A 22,100-nucleotide genomic window follows, 5' to 3' on the forward strand; every position below is an offset into this window, starting at 1 on the left:
TTTTTTAAGTTTCATTACATTTTGATATGCTTTTCAGGGTGTTTTTTGCTATGCTAATCTTGAATTATTGAAGGGAATTTTATGTATTAAAATTATTCTACAAATTGGTAACGATCATCTGCAACCATTTCAGACGTTCTCACGTCAATGGATATGCAAGAGAGGGGGATCAAGGTGGTAGAGCCAGGACTCATTCGATCCGCTCAGTCTGGCGATAGAGACGCGCTTATCACTCTTTTGCGGGAAATCGAACAATATGTGTATCGAACTGCTTATTACATACTGAATAATGAGCAGGATGCACTGGACGCGTCCCAAGAGGCCTTAATCCGGATATATACTAAAATTCAATCGTATGAGGAGAAAGCACAGTTCAAGACTTGGGTACAGCGCATCGTGACGAATATTTGCATCGACAAATTCCGCCGCACGAAGCCGACTGTATCGATAGAGGAGCATAATCTCACATTCCTTGGCAATGAAAGCGTAGAGAGGGATGTCCTATCCTCCCATGCAGCGCAGGATATACGAGAAGCGATTGACCAACTGCCGGAACATCACCGTGCTGTCGTTGTTCTTCGCTACTTGCAAGATTTCTCGTATAACGAAATTGCTGATAGCTTGAATTTGCCTCTCAATACGGTGAAATCATATCTATTCCGCGCCAGACAACAGCTGCAGACTATGCTGCAAGATTACGAGAAAGGTGGTGTGCGAGGATGAACTGTTCAGAGGTGATGGAACTTATGCAGCGGAAATTGGATGGAGACTTGAATGATTCGGAACAGCACCTTCTGACTGAGCATATTAACCATTGCCCCGCCTGCAGTGAGATGGCTAGGCGATTGGAACGGCTCCATACGGAATTAGTTCAGCTGCCTAAGGTCGAGCCGAAATTCAGCCTAGTTGATGCAATTATGCCAGCGCTGGATATCATTGATCGAGATGAGCAGCTAGCTGCGGTCGAACCAAATGCAGAAGCATATCCGCAAGAGGCTGTGTCAGCGGGCCATGCAGCAACTGGATCGCCTATCAAGCCGCGTATCGTCAAGGGAACTGCGACGCCTCAATCAACTCAGCAACGTTGGTTCGAACGAATCCGCTGGCGTGCGACCAGCGCTGTCATCGCAGCAGGGCTTGTGCTTGGTCTATTTATTGTCAACTTCAAGCCGCCTACAGAGGAACAGGCTGGCGAGTTTAGTGAGCTTAGGAACGAGCAGCTCATGAAGACCGAGACTGCAGACAAATCCGATAGTTCTCAAGTTACGAAATCCGAATCTAGCTCTCCGATGAAGGAAAAACCGTCGAATAACGATCCACAGAACAATTCAACCGAACCTTCTTCATATGCGACAACAGAGGAAACGGGAGAAGCGGATAAGGAGAAGTCTACTCAAGATAGACAGAAGGAAATGAAAGACTCATCCCAACAGAAGATCGGCATTCCGACACCGAAGGATGTGGAGCCGAAAGAAAGCACTTCTCATCCTAAGAAGGATCAGGAGACAGTTTCAGCAGATCGTTCTGTGGCAGGTGGACAGACGCGAACAAGACCGGATGCAGACAAACAGCCGCCAAATCAAGATGGGCAGAAACAAGATGCGAAGAAGGATCCACAGCAGAAGGATACAGAACAGGTTCTAGCAGAAGAGCCGCCGAAAGAGCCTCAGAAGGATGGAAGCAATAAGATGCCAGAACAGAAGGAAATTAATTCCTTTGTCGGCCCTTCTATTACATCTGTAGCCGAAGCGACGGCACCGAACGGCAGCCTTATGGCGACATGGGACAATGGACAGCTGCTGCTCTATAAGCTAAATGGTCAGGAGCGAACGAAGCTGCAGACGATTGCTGTAGCAGAGAAGCCATCTGAGCTGATTTGGTCGGCAGACAGCTCGAAGCTGACAGTTGTCGCATCCGGAGAGGATGGGAAGTCGAGTAAGCTCCAGTATGAACTGAAGAATGATGCGCTCGAGCCGATTGTGGACGCAGGCAATTCAGCGGAGAAAGAAGTCATTCAAGGATCAATTCAACAATCGAAATAAAAAGGGCTTACATGCAGGGCTATCATGCACACATTGTTACGTCCTTGCGTATAGTATGGTATCAAGAAGACAGAATGCTTTCCCGTACGTCGAATGACCATTTGTGCGGAGTTTCTAGAGCTTCGTGGCAAATGTTTATTATAGATGTTAGGGGACAAAGGGACTCGCGCAACAGTGATGTTGTGCCAGTCCCTTTGTTTTTGTGTCAAAGTCTGCTATGATGAGGTTCGTTATATCGTAAGGGGAGGCTAGCAATTTGGTAGATATTAAAGCAGCCGTCAAGGAAATTAAGCGCGGCTTTCCGCGCCCTATCTATATTCTGTACGGTACTGAAAAATATCGGATTCAGGAGTTCGTACAATTCTTAATAGAGCATGCAGTCGGAGAAGATAATCGTGAATTAGCCATTATGAAGATGGATACTTCGGAACACCCGGTTGAGGCAGTCGTTGCAGAGGCGGAGACGATGCCGTTTCTAGTTCCGCGCAAATGTATTCTGGTGAAGGATTCGACAGTATTCGCATCTGGGAAGGATGGCAAGATTGAGCATCAGACGGAGCGATTGCTTGAGTATATGGATAATCCAATGGACACGAGCATTGTTGTATTTCTCGTGCAGGCGGACAAGCTGGATGAACGGAAGAAGACGGTTAAGAAAGCCAAGACAGCTGGAGCAGTGCTTCCTTTCCTGCCGCTTAGCGCAGACGAGTTGACGATGTGGGTTCGCAAGGAAGCGGAGAAGCATGAGTGCTCGATCGAGGATGAGGCTATCCGTGCAATTCTGAACAGTGCAGGGACGAATTTGCAGACATTGTCGGCTGAAATTGAGAAGTGCTGCCTGTTCACAGGGAGAGGCGGAACGGTTGTGGTAGAGACCATCCACTCCTTGATTGCCAAGAACACAGAACAGAATGTATTTCAGCTTGTTGAGGATATTATCAAACGGCGAGCGGATCAGGCGCTTGATACTCTGCATGAATTGTTGAAGCAAAAAGAAGAGCCTATTAAGATTATGGCGCTTATCGTACGGCAATTGCGGATTATGGTACAGGTGAAGGAACTGACGAGCCGCAGCTTCAGTCAGCAGCAGGCAGCTTCCCAACTTGGGCTGCATCCATACGCCGTCAAAATGGCTTACGAGCAAGCGCGTGACTATGATGGAAATAAGCTGACGCAATGGATAGCGGAGGCGGCAGAACTCGACTATGAAATGAAGTCAGGCCGAGTAGAGAAGGTACTTGGCTTGGAGCTCTTCATTATGCGGATGTCCAAAGGAATAGCAAGAATACAAAAAGAAACCAGAAGATGAACGCCGAGGCGTTCATCTTCTGGTTTCTTCGCTTCTAGCTAAGTATGAAAAGGCTCCAGCTTACGCTTGTGCAAGCAGAGCGTTCAATTTCGTCGCCAAGCGAGACTTTTTGCGGGCAGCCGCGTTTTTGTGTACCAAGCCTTTTGTCACTGCTTTGTCCAATTTCTTGGAAGCCAAAGCGACAGCAGATTTAGCTGTTTCTGCTTCGTTGTTCGCCAAAGCAGTGTCAGCAGCTTTAACAGCTGTGCGAAGTGCTGATTTTTGGGAAGCGTTCAACAGACGGCGCTTGTCGTTTGTTTTAACGCGTTTAACAGCGGATTTAATGTTTGGCATTGATTTCACCTCCGTTGCATCGTAGTGCGACAACAGAATCCAATTCCCTCGTTCATAAGAAAAATAGATTCACAACTTAAAGTATTCTATCACGCCACAACTTAAAAAGCAATACATTTACCATGTTGGTATCGGAATACACGAACGATGGATAAGGAACGTTCAAAGCTCTGTCACGGTTGGCTTTAGCTTACATCATGATTCGTATAAGAAATGCGTCTGTGCGCAAAATATACGTTAGAAAATGATGTGCGTAGCGGGAGGCGTTTACCATGACAGCAGATTTGAAATCTTATTCAGTTCGAACCGACTTAGCATTAGAATCGAGAGAAATTGCTCAGCCGGACAGTGCAATTCCAATACCTGGGGTATCCGAAGAAGTGGAGGATGTTCGCGGGATTAAAGTAACGAAGATTCATGTTCAGACCGAGGAAGGATCACGAGCCATTGGCCGTCTCCCAGGACGATATATTACGATTGAAGTACCGGGTTTGCGGCGCAAGGATAGTCAGCTGCAGGATCGAGTGGCAACCAAATTCGCACAGTTGTTCGAAGGGTTTTTGGCAGAGGTCGGGGTGAATCAAGACTCCAAGGCGCTCATTGTTGGTCTAGGCAACTGGAATGTCACGCCGGATGCGCTTGGCCCTCTTGTCGTTGAGAACGTACTTGTTACTCGGCATTACTTCGAAATTATGCCGGATCAAGTAAGTCCCGGGTACCGAGAGGTAAGTGCAGTTGCACCTGGAGTACTTGGAGTAACAGGGATTGAATCAAGCGAAATTGTACAGGGGATTGTAGAACGGACGAAGCCTGATGTCATCATTGCGATAGATGCATTGGCGTCCAAGGCGCTCGAGCGAGTGAACACGACCATCCAAATTGCAGATATCGGTATCCACCCAGGTTCCGGTGTAGGTAATAAGCGACGTGGATTGACGAAGGACATTCTTGGCATACCGTGTATAGCAATAGGGGTGCCAACTGTCTGCTATGCATCCACGATTGTGAATAATGCAATTGATTATATGAAGGAGCATTTCAAGCAGGAAACGAATCAGACGAGAGAAATCCTTGGCATGCTGGACGATATTAACGAACAGGAACGGTTAATGCTTGTCAAGGAAGTACTGGAGCCGCTAGGCCATGATTTGGTCGTTACGCCGAAGGAAGTGGACGAATTCATGGAGGATATGGCGAATATTATTGCGAGTGGGTTGAATGCTGCACTGCATGATGCAGTCGATACGGAGAATGTGAATGCGTATACGCATTAAGTTATCCATAAATATGACGCGGTTATGCAATGGAATAACGCCACGACAATAACGAAAAAGATCGAGTTCTGGCCTGCTCAGTGTGCCTGCACTCGATCTTTTCGCTTGTTCTCTGACGATCCTATTAGTTACTCTCTTTCTATGAAGAAACGATATCTCATTTCATAGAAGTTACCTAATATAAAGGAATAAGTGATCATTCGTAAGTGCTTACTTCGTTGCGACGCCGCTTTGGCCTGTAATCGTTTGGCCGTACACAGGGTCAATCCCGCCTTCAAAACGAATGCGGATCGACATGCCCTCTTCAAACTGTGGTGTATCTGATACTTGGAAATGGATGTGCGGTTCGCTTGAATTGCCTGAATTGCCGCACTCTCCTAGCAGTTGGCCTTGCTTGACAACGTCGCCCTTTTTGACAACAACACTGCCTTTTTTGAAATGAGCAAGCATGCTGTATTCCCCGTTGCCATGATCAATGACCACGTAATTCCCCGCCATTTCTTTCTCATTCATGACGCCAACAGGACTATTGTCTGCAACATTGTTCTCAACCCGGACGACTGTTCCGTCTCGCGGAGCTACGACTGGTTGGCCAAATGCGTAGTAGCTTTCATTTTTCGTCGGATCGCCTTTGTAGCTGACTCCATCACGCTCCATAATCAGATCATAAGCATACCGCTGTCCCAATGATTCGTAATGATAGTTTAAGAACTCATTATTGCCGCCCCAGAGCACAAACCATTGTCCCACAAATGGTGGCTTATAGGCTTGTTTGGTTGGATGAAGATCAGACTCCCATTTGTGAAGCGGGTACATTTGTAATGTTACGATTTGATTGCCCGCTATCCCTGTTTGAACTCCTCGCAGCCCGGTTGCATCTGTCCATACATAGGATTCAATACCACTGAAGCTCTTGTGGGCGACAAGGGTAGGACGCTCGCCCTCTTTCCATAGTGCTTGAATCAGCTTCGGAAGATAGCCTTCCGGTATTGCTTGTTTCAGTTCCGTGGACAAATAGCGGTACAATTGCGAGCCATTTCGTTCTTGGATCCATGTTGAGACCAGTTCAGCTGTTAGTTTATTAGCTGTTTCTGGTTGTACGGATACGATCTGTCCAGTTACGGACTTCTCAATCTCGGCTGTGCCTCCTGTTTTTTGTTCAGCTTGTGCAGGCAATGCTACAATCAGGCTCGTTGCGATGCAGGCGGTCAGTAAAGCAACTTTTCGTTGGGGTGCTCTCATCGTTTTCATCCTCCCTATTTTAATAAAATAAAGCTCGCCTTTTATTGCTATTGTAAAATGCGAAGCTGAACAGAAGGAAAACGGAAGATCATATGTTTCTTAATTTTGAAGCCATTCTGCCTATAGAGTTAAGGTTGCGTTAAGAAAGCGGTGATAAAGGGGACAGAACGGTGTGATACAATGGGCACAAAAAGTAGGATAGAAATATAAATCTCACAGTGAATGGGAGATGGAGGATATGAATTTGCAAGAGGCACGCATTCTCATCGTTGAGGATGAACTCGCGCTGAGCAAGATGGTTCAAGCAGTGCTGCAAAAGGAAGGCATGGAATACATAACTTGTGTCTCGACGGGGGAAGAGGCAATCCGATGTATCGATAATTCACAAACGGATCTAATCATATTGGATGTGATGCTGCCGGGGAAGAGCGGTTTTGATATCGCTCCTTTTATCCGCCAGAAGTGTGATGCCCCAATTATATTTGTGACAGCAAGAGTGACGGATTTGGATAAGTTAACGGGGTTTGCGCTTGGTGGCGATGACTATGTCACGAAGCCGTTCAATCCATTGGAGCTGGCTGCTCGAGCCAAAGCATTGTTGAAGCGTTATATGACGAATAAGATGAAGTCAGAGCCTTCAATTGCTACTGCTTTCCCGGAGGTGAAGCGGATATACCGCTATGGTGACTTCCAGCTTGATGCGGCTGCAGGAGAGCTTCGTGTTCGGGGGAAAGTTACGGAGTGTCCGGCAATGGTATTTCAATTACTGTTGTTCTTTTGCGAACACCCGAATCGGATTTTCTCGAAATCTGAATTGTATGAGCGAGTATGGGGGTATAATTCGCTCAGCGATGATAACACGGTCATGGTTCACATTCACCGAATACGGGAGCGAATTGAGGATCAACCGAGCAATCCGCGTCTGCTGGTCACGGTTCGAGGACTAGGATACAAGCTTGTCCCGCCTGAGAAGGAAGAGGATGATCAATCAGAGCCAATATACGCACAGGGAGACAACAGATGAAGACGGGGAAGCGTTTGGCGTGGCATTATGGTGGTCAATGGATATTGATTGGGGTAATTTTGCTGTTCTTCGTGTTGATTACCTTCGGCTGGATGGTCGATCGGATGAATGAGCTTGAACTTAATCGTAATTTTATGGGTAATGGGTGGGGGTTCGTATCCAATTCAATCTCGATTGATGATCAAGGTAGCGTTACATGGGATGAAGAATTGCTGAATCGTGTCAATACAAGCGGAGGATGGCTGCAAATTGTGAATGAGAAGGGAGACGTAATCAAGTCATATCAAGTACCGCCGGATGTTCCGAAACATTATGCGACTGGGGAGATTACTGCCTACTCGGAGAAGACTGTTCCTTTTCCTTATCATTTAGGCGTCTATGTAACAACTATTAATAACCATATGATCACCGTATTATTTGGTGTCGATTCCTCCAAAGACATATTGCTTGAACGATGGCTGGCTGCCAGAGCGAAGGGGACGGAGCAGGCTTTTGCAGAGGCTGACAAGATGCTGCTTGAAGAAAAAGCCTGGGTTCAGCATATTAATGCGAATGGTAGAGAACTGCAATCATGGCGCAAGCCAAAAGAAGGGATCTCACAGTATGCCGCATACGATATTAGTCTTCGTAATGCGTATCCTGAACGATATGGCTGGAATCTATCCTACCGCTATGAACCGGGGACGAAGGAAACATGGCTGCTGTACCGCCCTCATATTTCATCGGAGTCATCGATCCGTGTCGCAGGGATCACAGTGAACAGCAGCACCCAATTAATTTGGATAGCCGTATCGGCTGTCATTGTACTAATGGTGCTTGTCTTTATTGGAATGGCATGGTGGCAGAGTGCCCGGCTTGCTAGACCGCTCCAGCATATTATGAATTGGACGGGGCAGATCCAGATCGGGAATTATAAGGAGCCAGTAAACGCGCGTGGAATCCCTCGTTCGCAGAAGTCCAATGGCAAATGGAAACGGAACTATCGGATTTATGGGGATGTGATTCATGCGCTAGAACGCATGGCCCAGCGTTTGCAGGAAGCGGATGAAGCGCGGAAGGGGAATGAGAGACTGAGGGAAGAATGGCTCGCGGGCATCTCGCATGATATGAAAACACCGCTTGCATCCATTATAGGATATGCGCATCTCTTAAATGCCCCTCAATATAAATGGTCAGAGCAAGAAATCGCCGAATTCGCAAATATGATGAAACAGAAGGCAGAGGTAATGGATGAGCTTATTCAAGAGCTGAATTTAACCTATCGACTTCAAAGCGGGAGTCTCCCCTTGCAGTTGGAAATCGTGGATTTGCGGGAGTGGCTCCGAGAAGAATTGAGACATTTGCAGCCGCTGCCCGAAAATGCGACCGAACGTATCGTCTGCTCGATGCCAGAAGAAGAGGTTCTATTCTCGCTAGATCCGCGTTATTTCCGGAGAATGATCGATAATGTATGTGCAAACGTCTTCTTGCATAATCCGCCGGAGACGAAGCTGCATGTACAGGTAACCCGTAAGGAGCAAGAACTAGAGGTAATGTTTTTTGATGATGGGAATGGGATGGACGAGCAGACTTTATCAAACCTTTTCAATCGTTATTATCGAGGGACTGCTACGGATGAATCTGTACGCGGGTCGGGATTGGGGATGGCGATTGCTAAACAGTTGGCAGAATTGCATGGGGGTACGGTGATAGCCAGAAGCATACTTGGCGAGGGGACATCTATCATTTTCACTTTCCCAGCTTCGGTAGACTCATAGAGTCTATTGTTATAATGCTTATGTTGCTTATTTTACATTTATTAATTGTTCTATTTCATAGATTGTCCTCATAGATTCTAGTAAACGTACTCTCTTAGATGAATCATCCTTAGCTGAGCTGAGAGGGGATACGGATGAAGGAGGACAGCACATGTTTCGGACATTTAATGTAGGAAAGTGGAAGCGGAAATGGCTGCAGGCGCTTGTCATGGGGCGGACGTTTGCATTGTTGTCTATCGGAACGGCCATGTTTTTTATCGTATTAGGTCTAGGAGGGATGGCGGAGAATAAGCTGAATTCCTCTCCATTGTCTTCCATGAAGGGTATTGCAGCACAGCTCTCGACACGATTCTTCGTAGACATGATGGCCTTGGAGATGCCGAGTCTTCCACAAGGGGAGGGGGAGGCCACACTCACACGCAATCAAGTGGCTCAGTTCCTTGTAAGACTTGCAACGAACGTGAATCCGCTTGACCCAAAAACGCTGCTAGCTGGTGAAGTGCCAGGGATTAATAGAGATGCCGCAATTCCACTTCGTCTAAGTATTGGCAATCAGACAGGCATCGAACCGCAGGATTATCCAACGTCCTTAGACAAAGGTGGGAATGCACAGGGTGAGCATGGCGGAGAGCCTCCACAAGATGTGACGCATGGTGAAGTTATAGACGAGAACGATAATGGGACAGAAGAACCGCCTAAGTCCACAGAGCCACCAACAAAACCAGGAACAGATAAAGGGGATTCTCCCACGCAAACAGAAGGAAACTCGAATTTACGCAAGGTTGTGTTCATCTATCATTCTCATAACCGTGAATCCTTCAATCCTTTGTTAAAAAAAGAAAGCAGCAATCCGAATGATCCCAAGAAGAATATTACGCTTGTTGGCAAGCGTCTGCAGGAGCAACTGGAGAAGAGAGGAATTGGAGCTTCCCATTCTAACAAAGACTATTCTTCAAGTGTAGAGGGCTACAACTGGAACATGTCCTATAAGTATTCGAAGCAGACGGTGAAGCAGGCAATGAGCGCGAATCAGGAACTGCAATTTTTCTTCGACATTCATCGGGATTCGAATAGACGCAAGGAATCCACTGTAACCATTAATGGGAAGGATTATGCAAGGGTTTATTTTATAATCGGACACTTAAATCCAAATTGGAAGAAGAATGAGCAGTTTGCGAATGAGATCCATGAACGTCTCGAGAAGAACTACCCAGGGATTTCCCGGGGAATATTCGGCAAGACTGCATTACAAGGCAATGGAGAGTATAATCAATCGCTTTCACCAAATAGTGTCGTTATTGAAGTTGGCGGTGTGGATAACACAATGGAGGAATTATACCGAACTGCTGACATATTAGCTGATTATATCGCAGACATTGTCCAGAAGAAAAAGGATGCCAAACCAGTCAATAAGCCAATTCCAAATCCAACGAACGGGAAAAATGTCGGCAAAACAGTGATGGGTAAAACGCAGTCGAAATCTGTGGGGACGAAGGGATAACCCAAGGGGGGCGCTTGCATGACACGGTTTATGAAACAACTGATCGGCATCGTGGTATTGCTAACGCTTGGTGTATTTATCGGCATGGAAATCACTACTTCGGGGATTGAGCGCATATATGGCCCGATCAATCCATCCCGCATAACAAGCGCCCCAGAGTCGACTGAACGATATTCCAGGGCTAATTCGAATCGAGACAATCTGCCGACGGATAACCGCCGAATGAACGAAGACGCTGCCGCTAAAGACAACTCGCGTTTGACAGTTAATGAATCCACTCCTATAGAAGAGTATCGTAATACATCAGCAGATACCGAGCGTAATACGGCGAATAATCATGAAATTGATATCAACAATACGAATGTAGCGCCTCTTCCTCCAGTAAAAGATGCTACTGTGAATCAATTGGCGGACAAGACGGCAGGTATGCTGCAGCGTGCATCGCAAGCTGGTATTCAAGCGGTTGTTGGCTTGTTCAATGGACTATTCTAAGCGACATTTGTGTGCCTCAAAGGTTACCAGGATGAGAGGATTGCATGCCCCCATTGCTGTTAGAGGGTCATTCCGGTATAATAAATAAATTGAATCTTGGCATAGTGGTGGGGGTATTGAAATCGAATGACGGAATTGCTGTCACGACAAAAGAAAATTCGGAATTTTTGCATCATAGCACATATTGACCATGGTAAATCAACACTCGCCGACCGGATATTAGAATATACCGGGGCGTTAACGTCCCGTGAAATGCAAGCTCAAGTACTCGATCAAATGGATCTGGAGCGTGAGCGTGGGATTACCATTAAATTGCAGGCTGTGCGCTTGAACTACACAGCAGATGACGGTGAAGAGTATATCCTGAACCTGATTGATACACCGGGACACGTCGACTTCACGTACGAAGTATCTCGCAGCTTGGCTGCTTGTGAAGGCGCCTTGCTCGTTGTAGACGCTGCGCAAGGGATTGAGGCTCAGACGCTGGCGAACGTATATTTGGCGCTAGATAATGACCTGGAGATCATCCCGGTTATTAATAAGATTGACCTTCCAAGTGCAGAGCCTGACCGTGTGAAGCAGGAGATCGAAGAAGTTATCGGTCTGGATTGCTCTGAGGCGGTTCATGCTTCTGCCAAAGCAGGTATCGGAATTAAGGAAATTTTGGAGCAAGTGGTGCAGAAGGTGCCTGCTCCAACAGGGGATCCAGAAGAGCCGCTTAAGGCGCTTATCTTCGACTCCCATTATGACCCGTATAAAGGCGTAATCGTGTACGTTCGCGTTATCGACGGTGCAATTCGCGCGGGCAGCAAAATTAAAATGATGGCAACGGATAAGACATTTGAAGTTATCGAGGTTGGTGCGTTCAAGCCGCGCATGTCAATTGTCGATGAACTTAATGTTGGCGATGTTGGCTTTGTTGTAGCCGGTATTAAAAATGTAGGGGATACTCGTGTCGGTGATACGATCACGGATGCGAAGAAGCCGACTCTGGAGCCGCTTCCAGGTTACCGTCGGATCAATCCAATGGTATTCTGCGGCTTGTATCCGATCGAAACATCGGATTATAACGATCTGCGGGATGCGTTGGAGAAGCTGCAATTGAATGATGCGTCTCTTACATTCGAACCGGAAACTTCCTCAGCGCTTGGCTTTGGTTTCCGCTGTGGCTTCCTTGGTCTTCTGCATATGGAGATCATCCAGGAGAGAATTGAGCGTGAATTCAATATTCCGCTCATTACGACAGCACCAAGCGTTATCTATCGCGTTACGTTGACGAATGGCACTTCTCTAGACATCGATAACCCGTCGAATTATCCAGAGCAGGGCAAGATCGATTTTGTAGAAGAGCCTTATGTCAAAGCATCTATTATCGTTCCTAACGATTTCGTCGGAGCGATTATGGAACTGTGCCAAGGCAAACGCGGTGATTTCGTGGATATGCAGTATCTGGATACGACTCGGGTAACGATTACGTATCAAATTCCATTGTCGGAGATCGTATATGACTTCTTCGATCAATTGAAATCAAGCACAAAAGGATATGCATCCTTCGACTATGAATTGTCCGGTTACCGCAGGTCTAATCTTGTGAAGATGGACATCATGCTTAACAACGAGCAAGTCGATGCGCTGTCTGTTATCGTGCACAAGGATCGTGCCTACCATCGTGGTAAACTCATCTGTGAGAAACTGCGTGGACTGATTCCGCGTCAAATGTTCGAGGTACCAGTGCAGGCGTCTATCGGAACGAAGATTATTGCGCGTGAAACGGTTAAGGCAATGCGTAAAAATGTTCTCGCGAAATGTTACGGCGGCGATATTTCCCGTAAGCGGAAGCTTCTTGAGAAGCAGAAGGAAGGGAAGAAGCGCATGAAGCAGGTCGGCAGCGTTGAGGTGCCGCAGGAAGCGTTCATGGCCGTATTGAAAATCGACGATAATTAATTCGGGGGAGGGGGCGGAACGCCTCCTCTTTTTTAGAAAGATCATTATTATAGATAGGCTGGTGTCATACAGCCATGAAAGGAGGGTCTCGCCATGCCGGCGAATCAACCTTCACCAGAGCAAGCATCAATACCGGCACGTGCTCCACGCGCGGTATATATTCATATTCCATTTTGTACGAACAAATGCCATTACTGTGACTTTAACTCCTACGTACTGAAAGGACAGCCTGTTATGGATTATTTGCGGGCGATGGAGCAGGAGATGGCATATACAGTGGAGCAGTATCCTCCAGGCGTCATTGATACGATATTTGTAGGCGGCGGTACCCCAACGGTCTTGACGCCAGATCAAATGTCTTACTTCTTGGAATCCGTTCGTAAGGCATTTCCGAACTGGAGTCCCTCGATTGAGTTCAGCATGGAATCGAACCCGGGTACGACGGATTTAGACAAGCTACGGGCGATGCGAGACGGAGGAGTGAACCGGATCAGCTTCGGGGTTCAGTCGTTTAATAACGACCTTCTTCATGGCATTGGCCGCATTCATAATACGGATGATGTGTATCGCAGTATTGAGAATGCGCATAAGGCGGGCTTCAGCAATATGTCCATCGACTTGATGTTCGGCTTGCCGAATCAGACGGTCGAAATGCTCGATCATAGTGTGACGAAGGCATTGGAGCTGAATTTGCCTCATTTGTCGATATACAGCCTGAAGGTAGAAGAGAACACTTTGTTCCATGCCATGTACCATCGCAATGAGCTTCCGCTGCCTAGCGAAGAGGATGAGCTGGATATGTATATGCTCATTATGGATCGGATGAAGGCAGCTGGATATGAGCAATATGAGATCAGTAATTTTGCGAAGCCTGGCTATGAGAGCCGTCATAACACCGTCTACTGGCGCAATGAGGATTACTATGGCATTGGCGCAGGTGCGCATGGTTATGTGAATCGGGGACGCCATCTGAACATTAAAGGCGTTAATCCCTATGTGGAGGCCTGCAAGCAGAGCTTGCCGAGACTCGATTCGTTCACCATTGAAGAGAGTGAAGCGATGGAGGACTTCATGATGGTTGGTCTTCGCTTGCTGGAGGGTGTGAGCAGCACACGCTTCGCGACGCAGTTCAATGGGGCGCTGCTGGATAAAGTATTCTCTGATCCGATTCGCCGACTGTTGAAACAGGGGTTAATCGAAGCTACAGATGACGGATACCGTTTGACGGAGCAAGGACTGCTGTTTGGCAATAATGTGTTCGGAGAGTTTGTAGGTACACTCACTGCGAAAGAATAACAGTGCGACGATAAGGATGGCTGGTCTCTAAACGGGCAACGGTATCACAATTGGTTATGTACTGTTGTAGTAGGTACAGTAATAGATACAATGATAGATAAAACGAGCTTGAGAACATGGATTTGTTTCTCTTGCTCGTTTTTTTTATTTGTTGTAAAAAGAGAAGGAATAATTCCGATATGGTGCCTGCCTGTAATAGTAGCTATGTCTGTAGAGGTATCATCTAGAATCTGCTCAGGCCTCTCTTCGTTTACGTATTTTACATAAAGAGTAATGGACATGATGTTGCTTGAAGTCGCTAATATGGCGGTTACACATAAGGAAGAAGCAGGTAAAAATAGTCTTGATAATATATGCAGTTGGTTGTATATTAATACGTACATATTTTGGAGTCGAACAGAGATGTACATCCATATATAGAGATTGGGTTGGAGGGACTATACTTATGGTAGCAACGATTCGCAAGGCAGATGAGAACGATATTGAATCACTGGCAGAGCTTATTCAATTTTATGCACAGCAAGGAATTATGCTTCCTCGTTCCAGAGAGGTACTGGCGAAGCAGATTGAGCATTTTGTCGTTGCCGAATGGGGAGGGGAGCTAATTGGCTGCGGCTCGCTCTGCCAGCTTGGAGCAGACTTGGTTGAAATTCGCTCATTGGGCATATCGCCTGATTTTAAAGGGAGAGGCATCGGAACGATGCTAGTGGATGAACTGCTAATAGAAGCAAAGGCGCGAGCTATCCCCAAAGTTATGGCCTTAACCTATGAATCGAAGTTCTTTCAGAAAAATGGCTTTGATATTGTAGAAAAAGAGATCTTCCCAGAGAAGGTATGGACGGATTGCATTCATTGCAGCAAGCTCCATTGCTGTGATGAGATCGCAGTGCTGAAGGTGTTGGAATGACTTGGTGAATATCCGGAAGTGGTTGCATTTGAGGCCCTAAATCAGGTGCAAAAGGAACTGCTGACTATTCGGCGGCTTTTTTAATGATTTCGAATAAAGAATTCTGTACAGTCTACTAAGGACAGTGGTGGCATCAAATGATAAAGACTTTGACCTCCATTTCCGGGATATAAGAGGGCTCGTTACTTATAACGGAGGTAATTCTTGGTTTTATTTATTGGCCAATAGTAGAAACTTCGATAGAGTTGATGATTGTGAATAATCTGTTAGCTAAATAGTAACTATCTTCGTTGGTAGATTCGAGATATTTTGATGCAACTTTACAAATGGTTTCTTTGCTGCTCTGGTGTTGTATCGTGAATTGGAGAATGTGCAGCAGCGAATCTGGCCTCTTTTCAATCTCTACATAATAATCAATCAATGTGTCTAAAGAGATGTTCAATGCAGCAGACAAAGGTTGAACGGTTGAAAACTCAGGTCTCTTTACTTCGTCATTCTCGATTTTGGATACTGTGCCTTTTTTTGAATACCTGATCGTTCAGATAGTTCAGTCTGTGTCATACCAGTGGCTCGTCTAGTTTGTTTAAACAACTCACCTAATGACATAACGAGAGTTGTACTCAAATAGATACCTCCCTTCTCACCAGCAAAACTATCACCTATATTTTACCATATAGGAAAGGTCATGTGAATTGGTATGATTAGGTTTAAGTTAGAGTCAGTCTGTAAGAAATAGAGTGGTTTGGAACAATCATGTCGGATTCGATCAATAATACTGCTGAATACGGTTCTACATATAAAATAGGCACGCCCAAAGTACCGAACGAGTCAAGCGTAGATCAATCATTGAACATAAAAATGCAGAAATGAAAAAAGATTCTACGGTATGGACACGGCTAAATACCGGGGTCTCTTTCATATGCGAATACAAGCCCACCTCACCGCTTTCGTTGTAAACGCAAAGTGGATGGTAAAGCTAATAGAGCAAAAACAGCCTGCTTCCCGGTGAGGAAAGACTGTTTTTTCTCATATGGGGCTCTTTTTTTTTATTTTTTGGCTTTCACCTCGATAAAATTGAGGATTTTGCAGTGATCTATATTAGGGTCATCTTTTAATTTGGAATAAATAAGCATTCATGTCATTTTTCGACAGTGAATAAAATTTATGTATGTTACATTAAAGACAGTCACACTTTACAAGTGATTTACTATGTCAAATTGAGGAGGTGGAATGGGTGAAGTTGATTTTTCCTGTCCTATTCGCAGTGATATTTGTTGTATATTTTGGAATGGATTTACTTGGTTTAAAAGGGGTTTACAAGTATTCCGCAACATGTTTCTTACTGTTTTTAGTGATGCTCCCAATTTTACAAGCTGAAAAATTAAAGAAAAAAATCCCATTAATTTGGGGCATCCTGTTAATTACATTATTATTTGTTGCTTCGATACTGATTCCTGCAATAATGGTATAATATCATAATTTATACCAATATTTACTGTAAATAGGATATGTGGTATTTTTCATTAGGCGGAAATAAGGAGTTGCATAAATGAAAAAATATATTTCAGCAATCATTGCATTAAGTTTGTTCTTTTCATTGTTTGCTTCTGTTGTGTCGGCTAATCCTGTCACTAATCAAGCCGAAGTGCTTCAAGAAAGTGTGCAAACAAAGAAATTAAACATCAATGGTGTAAATGTTGAAATCGTAGGTGTGAATGGTTCTCCTGTTTTTGATTCCTCTTCTGAACTTTTTCAGGAAACAATCATGAATGTGAAAAGCTTGATCTCTGGAACAAATAATGAATCTTTAAGTGTGCTCTGGGATCCCGATCAGACTTCAGGTGAGAGATTCACGCCAGAAGTTTATAACACCTTTACTACTGATACTTATAGTAAAGTTAAATACGCATTAGAGGCTGCGCTCACAGCCTCGGCAGCATTAATTTCGGCAATTATATCAAAAGACGCCACTACATACGCAGTTGTAGGATCTTTTGCAGGCGTCGCTGCAAACTGGATTGTTGATGCTTTACAACCGTCTCATACTGCGACATTTATTATTAAGGCATGGAGTCCTTACTATAACAGAAGTATTTATAAAATTGTAACAAACATTTATGAGGACAACAAAAGAAAGGACTTGAAAGAAATTAAAATTTCAGGACCTCTCGATTTAGTAAACAAAAATCAATTTAGGGCTATTTAGAATTAACTTTTTCACATCCTCGTAGCATCAACTTTATTAATTTTTAGCTCATCTATGATTGCCAAATAAAGAGAGCAGACTGCTCATATACAGTGGGCTATGTCTGCTCTTTAATGATATTCATAAGATCAAAGATAGTTAAGGTCGAATATTTTTGTGAAAACACGATGTTTATCCAACAGCATAGGAATATATATAATATATGGGTTTCAGCTCGGCAAGCTGCACCTGTGTAGTAACACTTAAATAAGAACTTGAAATCAAAAAGTGCCAATATGTTTGAGTTATCACACAGCACAAAGTTTGGAGTTTTAGGTCACTCTGCACAGATGTGCTACAATTTTATTTGACGCGATTGCATTTCTACAATTGTATGTATCAAGTTGTTGGCTGCTCGTATCACTTCTTCATCTGCAAAGCGACCTTTAAGCTGAATAGTTTCTGTAAGCTTCTTCCTAAGCTCGTTAATTTTATTCTCTAAAGAAACTATAACAGCTCACCTCACGTACCTATTCTTCCCAAGTAATGGGGGTTAGGGACGAGTAAAACAAAAGATTACCTTTAAATGTACTCATATATAAGAGCCATAGTATTTAGCGGGAGGTTTGAATATTGGACCAAAGACACTCGGACTATATGTTGACGGGGAAAATAAAGAATCAACTCAAGCAATAAAGATCTATGGAACAACTTATGATCCAGTGAGAGATGTTGCAAAATTTATAAATATAGCCATTACACCTGATTTGAAAAGAAATAGCCCGTACATTGGTTCAGAGCCAACACAAAAACGAATCACTTTTGATGAAGCAGTCAAATTAGTAAAGAAGAGTTATGACATTAATCTGGATAGAATCGATGATAATAAATATGTTATACAGGTTTATGAAATAGTAATTGATAATCCTAAGACTGGTGAAGGGCATACTACAACATTTGGATGGTACTATGTTGATAAAATCACTAAGGAAGTAACATCAATGTTTGATTAGTAGATAAAAGTATTAAAGAGTCAGGGGACAAACTACATTTAAATCATTATCGTATTGAATGTCAGTGATATATTCTCCATCATTGTCTGACCTTCAGTAGGTAAATTGTAAAACTACTTCATATTAAATATGTTTCTATACAAAACACTAAACTCTAATTTTGTCCAAGCTACTATTCAGGCTAATAAAGCCACTATATAATTGAAGATAAAGTCCTTAAGATATAGTGGTTTGGCAACAATCATGATGGATTCAATCCATAATACTGCTGAATACGGTTCTACATATAAAATAGGCACGCCCAAAGTACCGAACTGACTTGACAATGGTCTCGTCCGTTTGGTATTTTTGTATTAACGGTTAGCACTCGACGTTGATGAGTGCTAACGACTACAGCTAGAACATTCACGAGGAGGGAATGCGCATGTTGACGGAACGACAACGTATGATTTTGAATGCCATCATTGATGATTATATCCGTTTTGCGGAACCAGTGGGTTCCCGCAGCATCTCCAAGCGCGGCGATGTCGGATTTAGTCCGGCGACCATTCGCAATGAAATGGCCGATCTGGAAGAGCTTGGCTTTTTGGAGCAGCCGCATACGTCTGCAGGTCGCATTCCTTCCCAAAAGGGATATCGCTACTATGTTGATAACTTAGTCCAGTTGGATAAGTTGTCGAGTGAAGAGGTTGGCCGATTGAAATCCGCGTTCGCGGAAAAAATAACGGCAATGGAAGAAATCGTGCAGCATACGGCTTCGATATTGTCGCAAATGACGAACTATACGTCGATTGCGCTCGGCCCAGAAGTATTTGAAGCTTCCTTCCGCCATTTTCAGCTGCTTCCGCTGAACGAGGATACTGCAGTAGCTATTGTTGTTACCAATACGGGGCATGTTGAGAATAAGACAGTACCGATCCCTCCGGGGATCTCGGTATCGGAGCTTGAGCAGGTTGTGAACTTGCTCAACGCGAAGCTCGTCGGTGTTCCATTATATAAGCTTCGTTCTCAATTATATACCGAGGTCGGCAATGAGATGGGCAGATACGTCTCTCATGTGCAAGAACTGATGACACTGGTTGAGAGTGTGCTCATCGGGGATGACAACCATCGTGAAGTATTCTTGAGCGGAACAACCAATATGTTGGCGCAGCCTGAGTTCAAGGACGTTGATAAGATTAAGACGATCTGGGAGCTGCTTGAGGAAACACCGACGCTTATCAAGGTCGTAGGCAGTGCGCCCACCGGTATCCAAGTCCGTATCGGGCAGGAAAATCCACATGAGGCGATTGCCAATTGCAGCTTGATTACGGCGACATATACGATAGATGGCCAGACGTTGGGTACGATAGGCGTATTGGGACCAACACGCATGGAATATGCGAAGGTCATCAATTTGATGAATCATTTAACGAGTCAATTTGCGTTGCTGCCGCAGCGCTGGAATAAATAACGAATCAAGGTAAAGGAGGCGTCGTCATGACTCAAGCAAGCGGACATGTGCAGGAAACCGATGAGCGTTATGCGACGCTTCTCAATAATGCAGGGGCTGTTCGTGCCTTGTGCGCAGCAGTAGAAGGAACGCTAGGTCCCAAGGGTCTTGATGTCATGCTCGTTGGGGGTGACGGCGAGGTCATTATTACGAATGACGGGGTTACGATTCTAGAGAAGATGGACGTATCCCACCCGGCTGCCAAGCTGCTCATTCAAGTGGCGCGTGCACAGCAGCATGAAGTAGGCGATGGCACGACTACGGCTACCGTCCTTGCAGGTGCATTGGTACAAGAGGGAGTAGCCCAAGTCACACGCGGTGTTCCAGCCGCTAAGGTGGTTACAGGACTTATGCATGGGGTTGCGGCCGCATGCGAGGAACTTCGCCATCGCGCGGTGCCGCTCAGCGGATGGAGTGATGATCGGCTCCATCGCGCTGTACATATAGCAGGACGAGAGCAAAAGGATATTGTGCAGCTCGTGCTTGAAGCCGGACAGGCGGTAGGCTGGGAACAGCTAGGACAAACGAATTATCGGTATGCAGACAGTATTGTCGCGCATGAGAAGGCAGAGAATGAATGGTTCCACGGTGTAATGCTCAAGCAGAAGCCGCTGCAGCGGGATTGGCTGCCAGAGCGATTGAACTGCCGGGTACTCGTATTGCAGGACAGCTTAGAGCCAGTGGCGCTTGATGAGCAGCTGCTGACGACGGAAGCTGGCTTCCAGCAGTATATGGCGGAACAGGCTCGTTTCATGCATATGCTCGAACAACTTAACGAGCTTGGTGTTGGATTTATCGTGCTGGAGCGCGGTATTCATCCCGATGCGGAACAATATTGTCTGGATCACGATATGATGGTCGTGCAGCGCGTTAGCCGCGAGGATATTATGCGCGTCTGCCGTCTAAGCGGTGCCAAGCCGCTGAAGCGCACAGCGCTTGCGAAGCAGCGCAGCGAGCTGGAGCCGCTGCTCGGGCGCACCGCCTGCGCTCGCTACGATGAGCGCCTGGAGCGCGTACGGCTGTATGCCCCGGCACCGCCGGGCCACACAGCCCGGAACGCCGAAGCCGGCTCCGTCCCGGATCCAGCTTCGGCGCCGCAGCGCCCGCAGGTGACGCTCATTGTCGGCGCAAGCACGCGCGAGGTGGTGGGCGAGCGAGCACGCATCGCCCAAGATGCCGCCTCCGCGCTGCAGGCCGCCATTCAAGGCGGCGTGCTTCCTGGCGGAGGCACGACAGAGGTAGCGCTCGCCTATCGGCTGGAGCGCTACCGCGAGAGTGTGCGCGGCATGGAGGCATTCGGCATCGCTGCCGTCGCACAGGCACTGCGCAAGCCGATGGCACAGATCGTGCTCAATGCCGGATTCAATCCGCTTGAGAAGCTGGAGGAGGCGCGCGCGGCGCAGCTTGCCTCGAACAATGATGCAATCGGCATTGACTGCGATTCAGGAGCATTGCTCGATTATGCACAGGCGGGCATTTATGACCCGGCAGCCGTGAAGCTGCATGCTTTGCGTGCTGCAGGAGAAGTAGCCGCAGCGGTGCTTCGCATCCATACGGTAATTAAGATGAGAGCACAATCCTGATTGGAGAACGCTCGCCTGAGCTAAAACTAGGTAACAATGTATATGCAACTATAGATAAAAGTATTGAACTACGAAGGGGAGGTGAAGGGGTTGAACCCAGAAAAAGAAGAGAACATCGCAACTGAAACGATGAATGAAGAGGCGGCACAAGCTGCCCATAATCATACAGAAGACATTCCTGCTGCTGATAACGCGACAGCGGAGTCCAGCGAAGGGAATACTTCTTCGAGCGAAGGTGCAGTGGAGGATGCTGAGCTTGCCAAAGCAAAAGCAGAAGCAGAGGAATACCAGCAGCGCTTCTTGCGTGCGCAGGCAGACTTCGATAACTTCCGCCGCCGCACACTGAAGGAGAAGGAAGATCTCGCGAAGTATGCTTCTGCGAAGCTCGTTACCGAGCTGCTTCCTGTGCTCGACAACTTCGAGCGCGCACTTGCAACTGAGCAAGCGGCGAGCGAAGCTGAATCATTCATCAAAGGGGTAGACATGATCTTCCGCCAGTTGGGCCAAGTGCTGGAGCAGGAAGGTGTGAAGCCGATGAAAGCTGTCGGCCAGCCTTTCAATCCAGAATTCCATCAAGCGGTAATGACAGTCGAAACAGATGAATTTGAAGAAGGCACTGTAGTTGAAGAACTGCAGAAGGGCTACTTGCTGAAGGACAAAGTATTGCGTCCGGCAATGGTCAAAGTTAGCGGATAACGTGAACGTA

General features: G+C 46.0%; 21 protein-coding genes. 17 read left to right on the plus strand and 4 right to left on the minus strand.

What is annotated here, in order from left to right; translation table 11 throughout:
• Positions 1 to 174 precede the first annotated feature (174 nt).
• From M3661_RS03830 to holA, 3 genes are all read left to right on the plus strand, one after another.
• Entirely contained in the window at positions 175 to 723 is a 549-nt protein-coding gene (locus tag M3661_RS03830; protein WP_021256842.1) for an RNA polymerase sigma factor, read from the plus strand.
• On the plus strand, positions 720 to 2,042 hold the full coding sequence (locus M3661_RS03835; protein ID WP_065290466.1) for an anti-sigma factor family protein: 1,323 nt from the start codon (positions 720 to 722) through the stop codon (positions 2,040 to 2,042). Before M3661_RS03830 ends, M3661_RS03835 begins: the two co-directional genes overlap by 4 nt.
• A gap of 256 nt (positions 2,043 to 2,298) precedes the next feature.
• A complete protein-coding gene (holA, locus tag M3661_RS03840; protein WP_021256840.1) occupies positions 2,299 to 3,351 on the plus strand; it encodes a DNA polymerase III subunit delta in 1,053 nt (350 codons plus the stop codon).
• Between the two features lie 60 nt (positions 3,352 to 3,411).
• Here holA and rpsT read toward each other — a convergent pair whose 3' ends face one another.
• Positions 3,412 to 3,684, minus strand: coding sequence for a 30S ribosomal protein S20 (gene rpsT, locus M3661_RS03845; RefSeq protein ID WP_021256839.1), 273 nt, complete (start codon positions 3,682 to 3,684; stop codon positions 3,412 to 3,414).
• Positions 3,685 to 3,956: 272 nt separating this feature from the next.
• On the opposite strand from rpsT, the gene gpr reads away from it, so the two are divergent.
• Positions 3,957 to 4,958 carry a GPR endopeptidase gene (gene gpr, locus M3661_RS03850; RefSeq protein WP_021256838.1) on the plus strand — a complete coding sequence of 334 codons (1,002 nt, stop codon included), beginning with the start codon at positions 3,957 to 3,959 and terminating at the stop codon, positions 4,956 to 4,958.
• Positions 4,959 to 5,168: 210 nt separating this feature from the next.
• Here gpr and M3661_RS03855 read toward each other — a convergent pair whose 3' ends face one another.
• Positions 5,169 to 6,200 carry a M23 family metallopeptidase gene (locus M3661_RS03855; RefSeq protein ID WP_251482499.1) on the minus strand — a complete coding sequence of 344 codons (1,032 nt, stop codon included), beginning with the start codon at positions 6,198 to 6,200 and terminating at the stop codon, positions 5,169 to 5,171.
• A 238-nt stretch (positions 6,201 to 6,438) separates the two neighbouring features.
• Here M3661_RS03855 and M3661_RS03860 point away from each other — a divergent pair, with 238 nt between their 5' ends.
• The 7 genes from M3661_RS03860 (at position 6,439) to M3661_RS03890 (ending at position 15,121) form a co-directional block, all read left to right on the plus strand.
• Positions 6,439 to 7,224 (plus strand): response regulator transcription factor, encoded by a 786-nt coding sequence (locus tag M3661_RS03860; protein WP_285852788.1) that lies wholly within the window; start codon positions 6,439 to 6,441, stop codon positions 7,222 to 7,224.
• Positions 7,221 to 8,981 carry a sensor histidine kinase gene (locus M3661_RS03865; protein WP_251482502.1) on the plus strand — a complete coding sequence of 587 codons (1,761 nt, stop codon included), beginning with the start codon at positions 7,221 to 7,223 and terminating at the stop codon, positions 8,979 to 8,981. Before M3661_RS03860 ends, M3661_RS03865 begins: the two co-directional genes overlap by 4 nt.
• 151 nt (positions 8,982 to 9,132) lie before the next feature.
• Positions 9,133 to 10,482 carry a stage II sporulation protein P gene (locus tag M3661_RS03870; RefSeq protein WP_251482506.1) on the plus strand — a complete coding sequence of 450 codons (1,350 nt, stop codon included), beginning with the start codon at positions 9,133 to 9,135 and terminating at the stop codon, positions 10,480 to 10,482.
• 18 nt (positions 10,483 to 10,500) lie between these two features.
• Positions 10,501 to 10,974, plus strand: a complete 474-nt coding sequence (locus M3661_RS03875) for a DUF3679 domain-containing protein (RefSeq protein ID WP_251482509.1) — start codon at positions 10,501 to 10,503, stop codon at positions 10,972 to 10,974.
• 126 nt (positions 10,975 to 11,100) lie between these two features.
• Positions 11,101 to 12,918: a translation elongation factor 4 gene (lepA, locus tag M3661_RS03880; RefSeq protein ID WP_021256832.1), complete on the plus strand. Its 1,818-nt coding sequence runs from the start codon at positions 11,101 to 11,103 to the stop codon at positions 12,916 to 12,918.
• 93 nt (positions 12,919 to 13,011) lie between these two features.
• On the plus strand, positions 13,012 to 14,214 hold the full coding sequence (hemW, locus tag M3661_RS03885) for a radical SAM family heme chaperone HemW (protein WP_251482514.1): 1,203 nt from the start codon (positions 13,012 to 13,014) through the stop codon (positions 14,212 to 14,214).
• A gap of 445 nt (positions 14,215 to 14,659) precedes the next feature.
• Positions 14,660 to 15,121 (plus strand): N-acetyltransferase, encoded by a 462-nt coding sequence (locus M3661_RS03890; RefSeq protein WP_251482517.1) that lies wholly within the window; start codon positions 14,660 to 14,662, stop codon positions 15,119 to 15,121.
• A 214-nt stretch (positions 15,122 to 15,335) separates the two neighbouring features.
• On the opposite strand, the gene M3661_RS31010 is transcribed toward M3661_RS03890, so the two are convergent.
• On the minus strand, positions 15,336 to 15,656 hold the full coding sequence (locus tag M3661_RS31010) for a helix-turn-helix domain-containing protein (protein ID WP_483874654.1): 321 nt from the start codon (positions 15,654 to 15,656) through the stop codon (positions 15,336 to 15,338).
• Positions 15,605 to 15,745: a RodZ family helix-turn-helix domain-containing protein gene (locus tag M3661_RS03895; RefSeq protein WP_251482521.1), complete on the minus strand. Its 141-nt coding sequence runs from the start codon at positions 15,743 to 15,745 to the stop codon at positions 15,605 to 15,607. Before M3661_RS03895 ends, M3661_RS31010 begins: the two co-directional genes overlap by 52 nt.
• 610 nt (positions 15,746 to 16,355) lie before the next feature.
• Between M3661_RS03895 and M3661_RS03905 the strand changes: the two genes are divergently transcribed.
• The 6 genes from M3661_RS03905 (at position 16,356) to grpE (ending at position 22,090) form a co-directional block, all read left to right on the plus strand.
• A complete protein-coding gene (locus M3661_RS03905; protein ID WP_251482524.1) occupies positions 16,356 to 16,592 on the plus strand; it encodes a hypothetical protein in 237 nt (78 codons plus the stop codon).
• A gap of 78 nt (positions 16,593 to 16,670) precedes the next feature.
• Positions 16,671 to 17,327, plus strand: coding sequence for a hypothetical protein (locus tag M3661_RS03910; RefSeq protein ID WP_251482526.1), 657 nt, complete (start codon positions 16,671 to 16,673; stop codon positions 17,325 to 17,327).
• 605 nt (positions 17,328 to 17,932) lie between these two features.
• A complete protein-coding gene (locus M3661_RS03920; protein ID WP_251482530.1) occupies positions 17,933 to 18,319 on the plus strand; it encodes a hypothetical protein in 387 nt (128 codons plus the stop codon).
• Positions 18,320 to 18,743: 424 nt separating this feature from the next.
• A complete protein-coding gene (gene hrcA, locus M3661_RS03925) occupies positions 18,744 to 19,772 on the plus strand; it encodes a heat-inducible transcriptional repressor HrcA (RefSeq protein ID WP_021256828.1) in 1,029 nt (342 codons plus the stop codon).
• A 26-nt stretch (positions 19,773 to 19,798) separates the two neighbouring features.
• Positions 19,799 to 21,394, plus strand: coding sequence for a TCP-1/cpn60 chaperonin family protein (locus M3661_RS03930; protein WP_251482533.1), 1,596 nt, complete (start codon positions 19,799 to 19,801; stop codon positions 21,392 to 21,394).
• Between the two features lie 129 nt (positions 21,395 to 21,523).
• Positions 21,524 to 22,090 carry a nucleotide exchange factor GrpE gene (gene grpE / locus M3661_RS03935; protein WP_397376490.1) on the plus strand — a complete coding sequence of 189 codons (567 nt, stop codon included), beginning with the start codon at positions 21,524 to 21,526 and terminating at the stop codon, positions 22,088 to 22,090.
• Positions 22,091 to 22,100 lie beyond the last annotated feature (10 nt).

This window comes from Paenibacillus sp. MER 180, from assembly GCF_023713665.1.
GTDB classification, from domain to species: domain Bacteria; phylum Bacillota; class Bacilli; order Paenibacillales; family Paenibacillaceae; genus Paenibacillus_B; species Paenibacillus_B suaedae.

What these genes read in the sequence shown, in the direction of transcription:
- gpr (WP_021256838.1), top strand. Translation starts at nt 3,957, where the DNA reads ATGACAGCAGATTTGAAATCTTATTCAGTTCGAACCGACTTAGCATTA.
- M3661_RS03835 (WP_065290466.1), top strand. Translation starts at nt 720, where the DNA reads ATGAACTGTTCAGAGGTGATGGAACTTATGCAGCGGAAATTGGATGGA.
- M3661_RS03910 (WP_251482526.1), top strand. Translation starts at nt 16,671, where the DNA reads ATGAAAAAATATATTTCAGCAATCATTGCATTAAGTTTGTTCTTTTCA.
- M3661_RS03930 (WP_251482533.1), top strand. Translation starts at nt 19,799, where the DNA reads ATGACTCAAGCAAGCGGACATGTGCAGGAAACCGATGAGCGTTATGCG.
- rpsT (WP_021256839.1), bottom strand. Translation starts at nt 3,684, where the DNA reads ATGCCAAACATTAAATCCGCTGTTAAACGCGTTAAAACAAACGACAAG.
- M3661_RS03860 (WP_285852788.1), top strand. Translation starts at nt 6,439, where the DNA reads ATGAATTTGCAAGAGGCACGCATTCTCATCGTTGAGGATGAACTCGCG.
- M3661_RS03890 (WP_251482517.1), top strand. Translation starts at nt 14,660, where the DNA reads ATGGTAGCAACGATTCGCAAGGCAGATGAGAACGATATTGAATCACTG.
- hemW (WP_251482514.1), top strand. Translation starts at nt 13,012, where the DNA reads ATGCCGGCGAATCAACCTTCACCAGAGCAAGCATCAATACCGGCACGT.
- M3661_RS03865 (WP_251482502.1), top strand. Translation starts at nt 7,221, where the DNA reads ATGAAGACGGGGAAGCGTTTGGCGTGGCATTATGGTGGTCAATGGATA.
- hrcA (WP_021256828.1), top strand. Translation starts at nt 18,744, where the DNA reads ATGTTGACGGAACGACAACGTATGATTTTGAATGCCATCATTGATGAT.
- M3661_RS03855 (WP_251482499.1), bottom strand. Translation starts at nt 6,200, where the DNA reads ATGAGAGCACCCCAACGAAAAGTTGCTTTACTGACCGCCTGCATCGCA.
- lepA (WP_021256832.1), top strand. Translation starts at nt 11,101, where the DNA reads ATGACGGAATTGCTGTCACGACAAAAGAAAATTCGGAATTTTTGCATC.
- M3661_RS03875 (WP_251482509.1), top strand. Translation starts at nt 10,501, where the DNA reads ATGACACGGTTTATGAAACAACTGATCGGCATCGTGGTATTGCTAACG.
- M3661_RS03870 (WP_251482506.1), top strand. Translation starts at nt 9,133, where the DNA reads ATGTTTCGGACATTTAATGTAGGAAAGTGGAAGCGGAAATGGCTGCAG.
- grpE (WP_397376490.1), top strand. Translation starts at nt 21,524, where the DNA reads ATGAATGAAGAGGCGGCACAAGCTGCCCATAATCATACAGAAGACATT.